The sequence below is a fragment of the Serratia sp. CY74737 genome, from assembly GCF_052166775.1.
In the GTDB taxonomy this organism is placed as follows: domain Bacteria; phylum Pseudomonadota; class Gammaproteobacteria; order Enterobacterales; family Enterobacteriaceae; genus Serratia; species Serratia ureilytica.
In genome coordinates, this window is record NZ_JBJNOF010000016.1 from 1 (window position 1) to 12,548 (window position 12,548).

The window sequence follows — 12,548 nt, forward strand, 5'->3', positions numbered from 1 at the left end:
CGAGTCGGGGTGTCATACTCAACGTGAGAGGTGTTGATGGTGATACCACGAGCTTTTTCTTCTGGCGCGTTATCGATCTGGTCGAAAGCACGTGCAGAACCGCCGTAGGTTTTAGCCAGAACGGTGGTGATCGCTGCAGTCAGGGTAGTTTTACCGTGGTCAACGTGGCCGATAGTACCAACGTTAACGTGCGGTTTTGTACGTTCAAATTTTTCTTTAGACACGGCTATATTCCTTACTATAGCGCTCTCCCCTTCTGGAGAGAGCACGGGACTTTGGTTTTAACCCTGCGGCTTATTTGCCACGGGCTTCGATTACGGCCTGAGCGACGTTGTTCGGTGCATCATCATACTTCAGGAATTCCATGGTGTATGATGCGCGACCTTTAGTCAGAGAACGCAGCTGAGTTGCGTAGCCGAACATTTCGGACAACGGTACTTCAGCGTGGATCTTAACGCCAGTCACTTCAGATTCCTGACCGCGCAGCATGCCGCGACGACGGCTCAAGTCACCGATAACGTCACCGGTGTTCTCTTCTGGAGTCTCAACTTCAACCTTCATGATAGGCTCAAGCAGAACTGGTTTCGCTTTCTTAAAGCCTTCTTTAAAGGCGATAGATGCGGCCAGTTTAAACGCCAGTTCAGAGGAGTCAACGTCGTGGTAAGAACCGAAGTGCAGACGAATACCCATATCTACTACCGGGTAACCAGCCAACGGACCAGACTTCAGCTGCTCCTGGATGCCTTTATCAACGGCAGGGATGTATTCGCCAGGAATTACGCCGCCTTTGATGTCGTTGATGAACTCGTAACCTTTCGGGTTAGAGCCCGGCTCCAGTGGGTACATGTCGATCACAACGTGACCGTACTGACCGCGACCACCAGACTGCTTGGCGTGCTTACCTTCAACATCGGTAATCTTCGCGCGAATCGCTTCGCGGTAAGCTACCTGAGGTTTGCCCACGTTAGCTTCAACGTTGAATTCACGCTTCATGCGGTCAACGATGATGTCGAGGTGCAGTTCACCCATACCGGCGATGATGGTCTGGTTAGACTCTTCGTCAGTCCATACGCGGAATGACGGGTCTTCTTTAGCCAGACGGCCCAGAGCCAGACCCATTTTCTCTTGGTCAGCTTTGGTTTTTGGTTCAACGGCGATAGAGATTACCGGCTCAGGGAATTCCATACGCTCCAGGATGATTGGAGAGTCTGGATCACACAGGGTGTCCCCGGTGGTCACGTCTTTCAGACCGATCGCAGCGGCGATGTCGCCTGCGCGAACTTCTTTGATCTCTTCACGCTTGTTGGCGTGCATCTGAACGATACGGCCGAAACGCTCGCGCGCAGCCTTAACGGAGTTCAGCACGGTGTCGCCGGAGTTAACAACGCCGGAGTACACGCGGAAGAAGGTCAGGTTACCTACGAACGGGTCGGTAGCGATTTTGAACGCCAGAGCAGAGAACGGCTCGTCATCACTTGCGTGACGCTCAGCCGGGGTGTCTTTACCGTCGTCCAGGATACCGTTGATCGCAGGAACGTCAGTTGGCGCCGGCAGGTATTCGATTACCGCATCCAGCATCGCCTGTACGCCCTTGTTCTTGAACGCAGAACCACAGGTAACCAGGATAATTTCGTTGTTCAGCACGCGCTGACGCAGAGCGGATTTGATTTCTGCCTCGGTCAGCTCTTCGCCGCCCAGGTATTTTTCCATCAGCTCTTCGGAAGCTTCCGCAGCGGATTCGATCAGGTTCTGGCGCCATTCTTCAGCCAGTTCCATCATGTCAGCCGGGACGTCTTCGTATTCGAAGGTAACGCCTGCGTCTTCTTCGTTCCAGTTGATCGCCTTCATCTTCACCAGGTCGATAACACCGGTGAATTTGTCTTCTGCGCCGATAGCCAGCTGCAGAGGAACAGGGTTAGCGCCCAGACGAGTTTTGATCTGGCCAACAACTTTCAGGAAGTTAGCGCCCATACGGTCCATTTTGTTAACGAACGCGATACGTGGCACTTTGTATTTGTTAGCCTGACGCCATACGGTTTCAGACTGTGGCTGAACACCACCAACAGCACAGTAAACCATTACCGCGCCATCCAGCACACGCATGGAACGTTCTACTTCGATGGTGAAGTCAACGTGCCCTGGGGTGTCGATGATGTTTACGCGATGCGGTTCGAACTGCTTGGCCATACCAGACCAGAAGGCAGTCGTCGCTGCAGAAGTGATGGTAATACCACGCTCCTGCTCCTGTTCCATCCAGTCCATGGTGGCAGCGCCGTCATGAACTTCACCGATTTTGTGGTTTACACCGGTGTAGAACAGAATACGTTCGGTAGTGGTGGTTTTACCGGCGTCGATGTGAGCACTGATACCGATGTTACGGTAGCGTGCAATGGGTGTTGTACGAGCCATTTGATTCCTCTATTCCTAGGGCGTTCAAGTTCAGTTAACCCAAGCGGGCCGATTTGACGCGCCCGCTTGGTTAGCATGACTACAGCCAGATGATTACCAGCGGTAGTGGGCGAACGCCTTGTTGGCTTCGGCCATACGGTGAACGTCTTCACGCTTCTTAACAGCAGAACCTTTGTTCTCTGCTGCGTCAGACAGCTCGTTCGCCAGGCGCAGAGCCATGGATTTATCACCGCGTTTACGTGCAGCATCAACGATCCAACGCATTGCCAGAGCATTACGACGAACCGGGCGGACTTCAACTGGTACCTGATAAGTAGAACCGCCAACGCGACGCGACTTAACTTCTACAGTCGGGCGAACGTTGTCGAGAGCGACTTCGAAAGCTTCCAGGTGATCTTTACCAGAACGCTGAGCCAGGGTCTCCAGCGCGGTATAGACGATTGCTTCTGCAGTAGATTTTTTACCGTCTACCATCAGGATATTTACAAATTTGGCCAGCAGCTCAGATCCGAACTTAGGATCTGGCAGGATTTTACGTTGGCCGATTACGCGACGACGTGGCATGGAAATACTCCGTTGTTAATTCAGGATTGTCCAAAACTCTACGAGTTTATTTTGACATTAAAGTTAAAACGTTTGGCCTTACTTAACGGAGAACCATTAAGCCTTTGGCTTCTTCACGCCGTACTTGGAACGAGCTTGCTTACGGTCTTTAACACCGGAGCAGTCAAGTGCACCACGGACGGTGTGGTAACGCACACCTGGCAGGTCTTTTACACGACCGCCACGGATCAGGATTACGGAGTGTTCCTGCAGGTTGTGGCCTTCGCCACCGATGTAGGAAGTCACTTCGAAACCGTTGGTCAAACGCACACGGCAAACTTTACGCAGTGCGGAGTTTGGTTTTTTCGGGGTAGTGGTATATACGCGGGTGCATACGCCACGTTTCTGCGGGCAGGCTTCCAGCGCTGGAACGTTGCTTTTAGCAGCCTTCACAGAGCGTGGTTTGCGAACCAGCTGGTTAATTGTTGCCATTAAAAAAGCTCCTGGTTTTTGCTTCGTACTAGCTTCGTAAACATGTGATAAATCCCCTCGTATGCACTACTGGCAAAGTACGAGGACGCAGAATTTTAGGGCTGACCAGTATGGGTGTCAAGAAATATACAACATCACTCTCATTACCAGGCCATTTGGCTGCGGTGTTGTTCGGTTAATTCAACGAAGTGATTATAGCCGACGACAGTGATTTTGTGCGAAAAATGACCAATCAACCCCCTGGCTTCCAGGTCGTCCTGCAGCGCATAAAGGGATATGGGGGCGGCGAGCAGCGATTCAAGATGGGCGCTGCCAACAAGGCCTGCGAGCACGCCATCCTGCAGCAGCAGCAGCGCGTCGCCCTCCGCGGTCAGGCGCAACAGCGCGGGCAGGTCACATTGGTTTGGCGAATGGCTCAGGGTATACAACATCAGAAGATCCTAAAACGTCATTACGGCGTCGTAGCCGGCCAATTCACGGCGCAGTTCGTCCGGCGCCAGCACATCGGCATCCAGCACCCAATCGGTCACCTGACTCAGCCCGCGTTCCTGCAGCGAAGCCTGGCACAGATAACACCGCTCCACGTCATACAGCGGCAGTACGCCGAAAGTGGCGATATAATTGCGCGCCAAAATCTTTTCCGGTTGCTGGCCCGGCAACAGCTGCAACACGCCATCACCGATAAAAAACACCCCCAAATCTTCACTGAGCGCCGACGTGGCGAGCAGCGCATCCAGCCCTTCCCTGCCGCCGGCGCCGCCATGCGGCCCGTGGGTGAAAACAAAAGCGACTCGTTTCATCATTTCCTCAGAACTGCACCAGACGGTCGCAACTCAGCGACGCTTCGGCCAGGGAACCCAGCCCGCTCAGGGTAAAACCGGGCTGCAGGTTGGCGCCGGCCAGCCCCTGCTGCTGCGCCTCCTGCTCGTCGGTGACGCCCCGACGCAGCGCGGCGGCCACGCAGACGTTGAGCGCTACGCCGTGTTGCTTCGCGAGCTGCGTCCAGCCGCGCACCAGATCGAATTCGTCGCTGGCGGGCGCGGTTAACTGGTTGGCGTTCAACACCCCTTCACGGTAGAAAAAGACGCTGGAAAGACGGTGCCCTTTCGCCAGTAAAGCCTGAGCGAATTGATAGGCGCTGCTGGCCTGCTGCGTGCCATAAGCCGGGCCGGTAACCAACAGACAATAGTCGAGCATCAGCGGTCGCTTCCCACCAGGTCGCCGCTTTTAAACTGGCGAATGTACAGATAGACGGTGTGTTTGGAGATATTCAGACGATCCGCCACCTGATTGATCGCATCCTTGATGTCGAAGATGCCTTTCTCATAGAGATTGAGCACCACCTGTCGATTCTTGGCGTTATTGGACACCGAGCGGTCGGCGTTCACCTCTTCGATGGTGAACTCCAGCGTCTGCGCCACCAGATCGTCGACGGAAGAGGCGAAGTTCACCGACGACGGCACGTCCTGCGCTGTCGGCGGCATAAAGGTTTGCATGATCTGCGAGAACGGCACGTCGAGGTTCATGTTGATGCACAACAAACCAATCACCCGCTGCTCGCGATTGCGAATGGCGATAGTCACCGATTTCATCAATACGCCGCTCTTGGCGCGGGTAAAGTAGGCTTTCGACACACTGCTGTCGTCGCCGGCCATGTCGTGCAGCATGCGCAGCGCCAGGTCGGTGATCGGCGAGCCGATTTTGCGCCCGGTGTGTTCCCCGTTGGCGATGCGCACCGCCGAGCTGTTCAAGTCTTCCAGCGCGTGCAATACGATTTCGCAGTGGCCGCCGATCAACATCGCCAGCCCGTCGACCACCGCTTCATAGGATTTCAGGATTTCATGATCCGTTTGAGTAAACGGACGTTCATTCAGCAAATCAAGTTCGCTGGCTTCGCTGGATAAAAGCGAATTCGACATCGAAGATACCACCCTCATAGATCGCCTGTGCCAGGGGGCGCAGCTAAAACCGCTCGGGCCGGATCGCTGCCGTCGTCGGCGCGCTGCAGCGCGGCTGGCTGAGAGCGGCATAAAACGGCGCGATGACATCCGCGGGCGAGGCGGCCGGGAACAATTTTAGGTACACGCCCTAAGGGGCAGACGCATGACTGATAAGTCAGAATTATTAGTCTAGCAAAGCGGCCGGAGCAAAGTCCTTGCGTTTGCGCGTGGTATTGACGTTAAGCCCGATGCCCGGCAGGCGTCAAGCGTTCAATGGAGAGAGCGGTAGCGGCTGCCGAAATGAAAACCGCCGCGGAGGGCATCCGCGGCGGTGGCAAACAGAGCGACGAGATTATTTCGCTTTGGCGTCGGCTTTGGCGTCGGCCGGTTTTTCGGCTTTAGCGTCAGCTTTCGGCGCCGCTTTCACATCCAGCAGCTCGACGTCAAAGACCAGCGTGGAGTTAGCCGGGATGCCCGGAACGCCGGTTTTACCGTAGGCCAGCGCCGGTGGGATCACCAGCTTGATTTTGCCGCCTTTCTTGATGTGCTTCAGGCCTTCGGTCCAGCCAGGGATCACACCGTCCAGACGGAATGACAGCGGCTCACCGCGGGTGTAGGAGTTATCGAACTCGGTACCGTCGGTCAGGGTGCCTTTGTAGTTCACCACCACGGTGTCGCTGTCTTTCGGCGCTTCACCCGCGCCCGGTTTCTCTACCTGATACAGCAGGCCGGATTCGGTTTTCTTCACGCCTTTTTCTTTAGCGAAGCTGTCGCGATACTTGGCGCCTTTGGTTTCGTTGTCCTTGGCGTCCTGCTCCATTTTCGCCTGTGCGGAAGCCTTCACGCGCGCTTCAAAGCCCTGCAGGGTCTTTTCGATGTCGGCGTCGTTCAGCTTGCTCTTGTTAGCGAAAGCGTCCTGAACGCCGGCGATCAGCTGATCTTTGTCCAGCTTGATGCCCAGCTTCTCTTGCTCTTTCAGAGAGTTGTCCATGTAACGGCCAAGAGAGGCGCCCAGTGCGTAAGCCGCTTGCTCATCGTCGTTTTTGAACTTGCCGGTGCTTGGCGCTGCTGCCGCGTCTGCCGCCGGTTTAGCGGCATCGGCTGCCATGACCTGGGTCGCATTCAGAGCAAAAGCCATGGTGGTTGCCAGAAGCGTGACTTTAAACAAAGATTTCATCCATTTCTCCAGTGTCTGAAGCAATGCCCCAAACAATCATTAGGTAAGATAACCGGGCTACTATAGCTGCCTGAAACAAAACAAAACAGTCGCACAGGTAACCAATCGAGTCAAAGTGTGACTCCCGCTTTGCCAAGAAGTTTCCCGCTGCGTGCTACTCACATGATAAATCAGATTTTTCTTGCAGAATATTCGGCGAGGTTAGCAAAAAACGGCGAATCAGGCGTGCAGCTTTTCAGCACTTTACACTGCCGATCGCAACGTTGCGCGCCGCCCAAAGAAATAGCGCGGGCAAACCCGACGCCAGCTGTTACCATAGCGCCGAATCAGGATTTTATCGCGTCAGAGGTAGCCTCATGCACAACGCCGACATTCAAAGCCTGCTACAGCGGCTTGAAGAACTGGAAAGCCGTCAGGCTTTTCAAGAGCTCACTATCGAAGAGCTCAACCAGACCGTCACCCAGCATCAGATGGAAATGCTGAAGATGCGCGAGCACCTGCGCATGTTGACCGACAAACTGCGCTCGACCCAAACCTCGATGATCGCCTCGCAATCGGAAGAAACCCCTCCGCCGCACTATTGAGGGGCGCCGCGCATAAAAAAGGGCAGCCAATGGCTGCCCTCTCGTCTCGGAATTGCGTTCTGCTTAGTGGCAGCCGCAACCGCCGTTGCCGCAACCGCCTTTACCGTGGTCGTGACCATGGTCGTGACCATGGTCGTGATCGTGGCTGTGGCCGTGACCGCCGCAGCAGCCTTCACCGTGCTCGTGGTGATGATCGTGCTCGCCGTGTACGTGACCGTGCGCCAGTTCTTCTGCGGTCGCTTCGCGGATCGCGACAACTTCCACGTTGAAGTTCAGGTTTTGGCCGGCCAGCATGTGGTTGCCGTCAACCACAACGTGGTCGCCGTCAACTTCAGTGATTTCAACCGGTACCGGGCCCTGATCGGTGTCAGCCAGGAAACGCATGCCGACCTGCAGTTCGTCAACGCCCATGAAGACGTCTTTCGGTACGCGCTGCACCAGGTTTTCGTCGTAGTTGCCGTACGCGTCGTTCGCGCCGACGTGAACGTCAAAACGATCGCCAACGTCGTGGCCTTCGAGCGCTTTTTCCAGACCTGCGATCAGAGAACCATGCCCGTGCAGATAGTCCAGCGGTGCGCTCACCGGAGACTCATCAACCAAAACACCGTCTTCTGTACGTACTTGGTAAGCCAGGCTGACCACCAAGTCTTTTGCTACTTTCATGATATCTCCTACCGTTGGCTACTAGGACGCGCACCGTTATCGGGATGCGCGCCTTTTCCGGACAGATTGTAACGGAAATCTGCCTCGCTGTACCCTTCGGGATAAAAAAACGCTACTTCGGCTGAAAAATGCCGATCACCTGCTCTTGCGGTCGAACGTGTTTTTCCACCTGTTGTTCGGTCTGGCGCTGGTGATGGCCGCACTTGACGCACTCCACCACTTCCACCTGATCCTCCCGCCATACCGCCAGCGTATCCATGGCGCTACAGCTCGGGCACACCGCTCCGGCGATAAATCTCTTACGTGTTGCAGACATCGTTATGCTCCCGCTTATTCGTATTCATCCCAGCCGTCAAACTGGCGACTTTCTTTTTGCATTTCGCGATGGAAGAGCTCTTCCAGCTCGCGCCGCGCCTCTTTCACGCGAGAAATTTGCGCCACGTCGCCCTGATGCGGCGGCATCAGCTCACGCAGCATGCGCATATCCAGACGACGGAAATGCTGCTGGGCGCGAAAGGCCTGATGCGGGTGCATGCCCAATTCCATCAGCGCCTTGCGCCCCAGTTCCAGCGCGCTGGAGAAGGTCTCGCGGCTGAACTGTTTTACGCCCGCCTGCAGCAGCTCATGCGCCTCCACGCGGCCGCGCGCGCGCGCCAGGATGCTCAGGTTCGGGAAGTGCTGCTGGCACAGCCGCACGATCGCCATGGTGTCTTCCGGCTCATTGCTGGTGATCACGATCGACTTGGCCTTCTCTGCGCCTGCCGCGCGCAGTAGCTCCAACTCGGTGGCGTCGCCGTAATAGACCTTGTAACCGTAGCGACGCAGCACGCCGACGGCGCTGACGTCGCGTTCCAGTACGGTAATGCGCATTTTGTTGGCCATCAGCAGGCGGCCGATCACCTGGCCAAAACGCCCGAAGCCGACGATGATCACCTGCGGATCGTCATCTTCCACGTACGGCGTCTCCTCGTCTTCGTCTTTGGCGTTATAGCGGCGCGCCAAAATGCGATCGATGGCCTGCATCAACAGCGGCGTGGTCATCATCGACAGCGTCACCACCACCAGCAGCAAAGAGAGTTGATCTGGCTGCAGCACCTTTTGGGCGCCCGCCGCCGAAAACAGCACGAAGGCGAACTCACCGCCCTGGCTGAGCACGCCGGCGAACTGCAGGCGTACCGAACTGCGCAGGCCGAACAGGCGCGATACGCCGTAGAGCACGCCGGATTTCACCGCCACCAACGCCAACACGCCGATCAACACCTCGGCCAGATGGGTGTAGAGCACGCCGATATTCAACACCATGCCCACCGAGATAAAGAACAGCCCCAGCAGCAGCCCTTTAAACGGCTCGATGGAGATCTCCAGTTCGTGGCGGTATTCGCTCTCCGCCAGCAGCACGCCGGCGATGAAGGTGCCGAGCGCCATCGACAGGCCGAGCGTCTCCATAAACAGCGCCGAGCCGAGCACCAGCAGCAGCGCCGCGGCGGTAAAGATCTCGCGCACGCCGGAAGCGGCGATATAGCGGAACAGCGGCCGCAGCAGGAAGCGGCCGCCGATCAGCATGCCGCCGAACGCCGCCACCTTGAGCGCGATCTTCGCCCAGTCGTCGCTGGTGCCGCCGGCGCCGGCCAGAATGGGGATCAACGCCAGCGCCGGGATCACCGCCATATCCTGGAACAGCAGCACCGAGAAACCCAGCTGCCCGCCTTCGTTGCGGTTCATGCCCTTTTCGCGCATCAGCTGCAGCGCCATGGCGGTGGAAGACATCGCCAGGCCAACGCCGCCGATCACCGCCGCCTGCCAGGCGAAGTGCGTCAGGTACAGCAATGCGCCCAGCACCGCCGCGGTGATCAGCACCTGGCCGGCGCCGGCGCCGAAAATCGAGCGCCGCAGCTCCCACAGCTTGCTGGGGTTCAGCTCCAGGCCGATGATGAACATCAGGAACACCACGCCCAGCTCGGAGAAGTGCAGGATCTCGTCAACGTCGCGAATAAAACCCAATCCCCACGGGCCGATGGCGATGCCGGCGATCAGATACCCCAGCACCGCGCCGATCCCCAGGCGACGGGCGATCGGCACCGTCACCACCGCGGCGAACAGGAACAGTAAAATGGCGGTCAGTAAGGTCGATCCTTCCATGATCACCGCCCCCCGTGCGGCAGCGGGTGGCTCAGCCACTCCCCGTAGGCGTCTGCGTGGCTGCGCAGCACCTCCGGCTTTTGCCGCCGCGCCCAATAGACCACGAACGGCGTCAACCAGTGCATATGGCACATCCCGGCGGTCAACTCGAACGGCCGCAGGATATCTTCCATCGGATAATGGTTATAACCGCCGGTGCGGTAGGCGCCTTCCGGCTCGCCGGTGGTGATCACCGAACGCCAGTATTTGCCCGCCAGCGCATTGCCGCCCACGCCGCTGGCGAAGCCGCGCGCCAGCACGCGATCCAGCCATTCCTTCAGCAGCGCCGGGCAGCTGTAGGTATACAGCGGGTGCTGAAACACGATGACCTGATGCTCACGCAGCAGCTGTTGTTCGTGATGAATATCGATAAAAAAATCAGGGTAGTGCGCGTAGAGATCGTGCACGGTGACATGTTCCAATTGCTGCGCCGGTCGAAGCAAAACCCGGTTCGCCACCGAGTCATGGGATTCCGGATGGGCATACAGCAGCAAGACCTTGGGCGGCTGCGACATCATTCCCCTCCAAAGCGTCGTCAGGGTAGCGGTTTTCCGTTACCATGCATCGCAAAGACAAAAACAGCGCGCGGTGCGCGTTCTGTTACCTTAATGATAATTTAACATACTCTGAACATACGGCGCTTTATGATTGTATTCTCCTCGCTACAAATCCGACGCGGCATCCGCGTCCTGCTGGACAACGCCACGGCGACGGTTAATCCAGGTCAGAAGGTCGGCCTGGTCGGCAAAAACGGCTGCGGCAAATCCACGCTGTTGTCGCTGCTGAAGGGCGAGATCGCGGCGGATGGCGGCAGCTTCACCTTCCCCGGCAACTGGGCGCTGGCCTGGGTCAACCAGGAGACGCCGGCGCTGGACGTGCCGGCGATCGAGTATGTTATCGACGGCGACCGCGAGTTTCGCCAGCTCGAAGCCGAACTGCAGGCCGCCAACGACCGCAACGACGGCCACGCCATCGCCACCCTGCACGGCAAGCTGGACGCCATCGACGCCTGGACCATTCGTTCCCGCGCCGCCAGCCTGCTGCACGGTCTCGGCTTCTCCAACGAACAACTGCAAAGCCCGGTGCGCGACTTTTCCGGCGGCTGGCGCATGCGTCTTAACCTGGCGCAGGCGTTGGTGTGCCGTTCCGATCTGCTGCTGCTCGACGAACCGACCAACCACCTGGATCTCGATGCGGTGATCTGGCTGGAGCGCTGGCTGAAAAGCTATCCCGGCACGCTGGTGCTTATCTCGCACGACCGCGACTTCCTCGATCCGATCGTCGACAAGATCCTGCATATCGAACAGCAGACGATGAACGAGTACACCGGCAACTACTCGTCGTTCGAACGCCAACGCGCCACCAAACTGGCGCAGCAGCAGTCGCTGTATCAGCACCAGCAAGAAAAAGTGGCGCACCTGCAAAGCTATATCGACCGTTTCCGCGCGCAGGCGACCAAGGCCAAGCAGGCGCAGAGCCGCATCAAGATGCTGGAGCGCATGGAGCTGATCGCCCCGGCGCACGTCGACAACCCGTTCACCTTCAGCTTCCGGCCGCCGGAAAGCCTGCCGAACCCGCTGCTGCGCATGGAAAAAGTCAGCGCCGGGTACGGCGACAAGGTGATCCTGAAGTCCATCAAACTGAACCTGGTGCCCGGCTCACGCATTGGCCTGCTCGGCCGCAACGGCGCCGGTAAATCGACGCTGATCAAACTGCTGGCCGGCACCCTGGAGCCGCTGAGCGGCGAGATCGGCCTGGCGAAAGGCATCAAGCTGGGTTACTTCGCTCAGCACCAGCTGGAATTCCTGCGCGCCGACGAATCGCCGCTGCAGCACCTGAGCCGTATCGCGCCACGGGTGCTGGAGCAACAGCTGCGCGATTATCTGGGCGGTTTCGGCTTCCAGGGCGACAAGGTCTGTGAAATCACCGAACGCTTCTCCGGCGGCGAGAAGGCGCGGCTGGTGCTGGCGCTGATCGTCTGGCAGCGCCCGAACCTGCTGCTGCTCGATGAACCGACCAACCACCTGGATCTCGACATGCGCCAGGCGCTGACCGAGGCGCTGATCGATTTCGAAGGCGCATTGGTGGTGGTCTCGCACGACCGTCACCTGCTGCGCTCCACCACCGACGATCTGTACCTGGTGCACGATGGCCAGGTCGAGCCTTTCGAAGGCGATCTCGACGATTATCAGCAGTGGCTGATCGATCTGCAGCGCCAGGAAAGCCAACAGGACGCGCCGGAAAAAGAGAGCGGCGCCAACAGCGCGCAGGCGCGCAAGGATCAAAAACGCCGCGAGGCGGAGTTCCGTACGCAAACCCAACCGCTGCGCAAGCAGATCGCCAAGCTGGAACAGCAGATGGAAAAACTGGGCGCCGAACTGGCGGCGGTGGAAGAGCAGTTGGCGGATTCCGCACTGTACGACATCAGCCGCAAGGCCGAACTGACCGACTGCCTGCAAAAGCAAAGCCAGGCCAAATCCGCGCTCGAAGAGACGGAAATGACCTGGCTGGATGCGCAGGAACAGCTGGAGCAGTTAACGCAGGCGTTCGACGCCTAACCGT

Annotated in this window: 15 protein-coding genes; 2 read left to right on the forward strand and 13 right to left on the reverse strand. The window is 57.7% G+C overall.

What is annotated here, in order from left to right:
* The 9 genes from ACJ8PE_RS20690 to fkpA form a co-directional block, all read right to left on the reverse strand.
* A partial coding sequence (locus ACJ8PE_RS20690) for a GTP-binding protein (protein ID WP_008502775.1) occupies nucleotides 1-224 on the reverse strand: 224 nt, incomplete at its 3' end.
* A 70-nt stretch (nucleotides 225-294) separates the two neighbouring features.
* Nucleotides 295-2,409 (reverse strand): elongation factor G, encoded by a 2,115-nt coding sequence (fusA, locus tag ACJ8PE_RS20695; RefSeq protein ID WP_033645245.1) that lies wholly within the window; start codon nucleotides 2,407-2,409, stop codon nucleotides 295-297.
* A gap of 93 nt (nucleotides 2,410-2,502) precedes the next feature.
* Entirely contained in the window at nucleotides 2,503-2,973 is a 471-nt protein-coding gene (gene rpsG / locus ACJ8PE_RS20700) for a 30S ribosomal protein S7 (protein ID WP_004956203.1), read from the reverse strand.
* A gap of 96 nt (nucleotides 2,974-3,069) precedes the next feature.
* A complete protein-coding gene (gene rpsL, locus ACJ8PE_RS20705) occupies nucleotides 3,070-3,444 on the reverse strand; it encodes a 30S ribosomal protein S12 (RefSeq protein ID WP_004930426.1) in 375 nt (124 codons plus the stop codon).
* A gap of 143 nt (nucleotides 3,445-3,587) precedes the next feature.
* Nucleotides 3,588-3,875: a sulfurtransferase complex subunit TusB gene (gene tusB / locus ACJ8PE_RS20710; protein WP_033645246.1), complete on the reverse strand. Its 288-nt coding sequence runs from the start codon at nucleotides 3,873-3,875 to the stop codon at nucleotides 3,588-3,590.
* Nucleotides 3,876-3,884: 9 nt separating this feature from the next.
* Nucleotides 3,885-4,244 carry a sulfurtransferase complex subunit TusC gene (tusC, locus tag ACJ8PE_RS20715; RefSeq protein ID WP_197793277.1) on the reverse strand — a complete coding sequence of 120 codons (360 nt, stop codon included), beginning with the start codon at nucleotides 4,242-4,244 and terminating at the stop codon, nucleotides 3,885-3,887.
* 7 nt (nucleotides 4,245-4,251) lie between these two features.
* A complete protein-coding gene (gene tusD, locus ACJ8PE_RS20720; RefSeq protein ID WP_042785483.1) occupies nucleotides 4,252-4,641 on the reverse strand; it encodes a sulfurtransferase complex subunit TusD in 390 nt (129 codons plus the stop codon).
* Nucleotides 4,641-5,363 (reverse strand): helix-turn-helix transcriptional regulator, encoded by a 723-nt coding sequence (locus ACJ8PE_RS20725; protein WP_033645248.1) that lies wholly within the window; start codon nucleotides 5,361-5,363, stop codon nucleotides 4,641-4,643. Before ACJ8PE_RS20725 ends, tusD begins: the two co-directional genes overlap by 1 nt.
* 373 nt (nucleotides 5,364-5,736) lie before the next feature.
* Entirely contained in the window at nucleotides 5,737-6,561 is an 825-nt protein-coding gene (fkpA, locus tag ACJ8PE_RS20730) for an FKBP-type peptidyl-prolyl cis-trans isomerase (protein ID WP_033645249.1), read from the reverse strand.
* 356 nt (nucleotides 6,562-6,917) lie between these two features.
* Here fkpA and ACJ8PE_RS20735 point away from each other — a divergent pair, with 356 nt between their 5' ends.
* The gene (locus ACJ8PE_RS20735) at nucleotides 6,918-7,145 is read left to right on the forward strand and encodes a SlyX family protein (RefSeq protein WP_033645250.1); all 228 of its coding nucleotides are present in this window, start codon (nucleotides 6,918-6,920) and stop codon (nucleotides 7,143-7,145) included.
* A gap of 63 nt (nucleotides 7,146-7,208) precedes the next feature.
* Here ACJ8PE_RS20735 and slyD read toward each other — a convergent pair whose 3' ends face one another.
* The 4 genes from slyD to kefG all read right to left on the reverse strand — a co-directional run bounded on the left by slyD (nucleotide 7,209) and on the right by kefG (nucleotide 10,501).
* Nucleotides 7,209-7,808, reverse strand: a complete 600-nt coding sequence (slyD, locus tag ACJ8PE_RS20740; RefSeq protein ID WP_115436588.1) for a peptidylprolyl isomerase — start codon at nucleotides 7,806-7,808, stop codon at nucleotides 7,209-7,211.
* A gap of 112 nt (nucleotides 7,809-7,920) precedes the next feature.
* The gene (locus ACJ8PE_RS20745) at nucleotides 7,921-8,124 is read right to left on the reverse strand and encodes a YheV family putative zinc ribbon protein (protein ID WP_015379274.1); all 204 of its coding nucleotides are present in this window, start codon (nucleotides 8,122-8,124) and stop codon (nucleotides 7,921-7,923) included.
* A 14-nt stretch (nucleotides 8,125-8,138) separates the two neighbouring features.
* Nucleotides 8,139-9,947 (reverse strand): glutathione-regulated potassium-efflux system protein KefB, encoded by a 1,809-nt coding sequence (gene kefB, locus ACJ8PE_RS20750; protein WP_033651722.1) that lies wholly within the window; start codon nucleotides 9,945-9,947, stop codon nucleotides 8,139-8,141.
* 2 nt (nucleotides 9,948-9,949) lie between these two features.
* The gene (gene kefG / locus ACJ8PE_RS20755; protein ID WP_028127618.1) at nucleotides 9,950-10,501 is read right to left on the reverse strand and encodes a glutathione-regulated potassium-efflux system ancillary protein KefG; all 552 of its coding nucleotides are present in this window, start codon (nucleotides 10,499-10,501) and stop codon (nucleotides 9,950-9,952) included.
* A gap of 129 nt (nucleotides 10,502-10,630) precedes the next feature.
* Between kefG and ACJ8PE_RS20760 the strand changes: the two genes are divergently transcribed.
* Nucleotides 10,631-12,544 carry an ABC transporter ATP-binding protein gene (locus tag ACJ8PE_RS20760; RefSeq protein WP_442536860.1) on the forward strand — a complete coding sequence of 638 codons (1,914 nt, stop codon included), beginning with the start codon at nucleotides 10,631-10,633 and terminating at the stop codon, nucleotides 12,542-12,544.
* Nucleotides 12,545-12,548: the final 4 nt, after the last annotated feature.

Coding starts and splice junctions, on each gene's coding strand:
- fusA (WP_033645245.1), bottom strand. CDS start 2,409: ATGGCTCGTACAACACCCATTGCACGCTACCGTAACATCGGTATCAGT.
- rpsG (WP_004956203.1), bottom strand. CDS start 2,973: ATGCCACGTCGTCGCGTAATCGGCCAACGTAAAATCCTGCCAGATCCT.
- rpsL (WP_004930426.1), bottom strand. CDS start 3,444: ATGGCAACAATTAACCAGCTGGTTCGCAAACCACGCTCTGTGAAGGCT.
- tusB (WP_033645246.1), bottom strand. CDS start 3,875: ATGTTGTATACCCTGAGCCATTCGCCAAACCAATGTGACCTGCCCGCG.
- tusC (WP_197793277.1), bottom strand. CDS start 4,244: ATGAAACGAGTCGCTTTTGTTTTCACCCACGGGCCGCATGGCGGCGCC.
- tusD (WP_042785483.1), bottom strand. CDS start 4,641: ATGCTCGACTATTGTCTGTTGGTTACCGGCCCGGCTTATGGCACGCAG.
- ACJ8PE_RS20725 (WP_033645248.1), bottom strand. CDS start 5,363: ATGTCGAATTCGCTTTTATCCAGCGAAGCCAGCGAACTTGATTTGCTG.
- fkpA (WP_033645249.1), bottom strand. CDS start 6,561: ATGAAATCTTTGTTTAAAGTCACGCTTCTGGCAACCACCATGGCTTTT.
- ACJ8PE_RS20735 (WP_033645250.1), top strand. CDS start 6,918: ATGCACAACGCCGACATTCAAAGCCTGCTACAGCGGCTTGAAGAACTG.
- slyD (WP_115436588.1), bottom strand. CDS start 7,808: ATGAAAGTAGCAAAAGACTTGGTGGTCAGCCTGGCTTACCAAGTACGT.
- ACJ8PE_RS20745 (WP_015379274.1), bottom strand. CDS start 8,124: ATGTCTGCAACACGTAAGAGATTTATCGCCGGAGCGGTGTGCCCGAGC.
- kefB (WP_033651722.1), bottom strand. CDS start 9,947: ATGGAAGGATCGACCTTACTGACCGCCATTTTACTGTTCCTGTTCGCC.
- kefG (WP_028127618.1), bottom strand. CDS start 10,501: ATGTCGCAGCCGCCCAAGGTCTTGCTGCTGTATGCCCATCCGGAATCC.
- ACJ8PE_RS20760 (WP_442536860.1), top strand. CDS start 10,631: ATGATTGTATTCTCCTCGCTACAAATCCGACGCGGCATCCGCGTCCTG.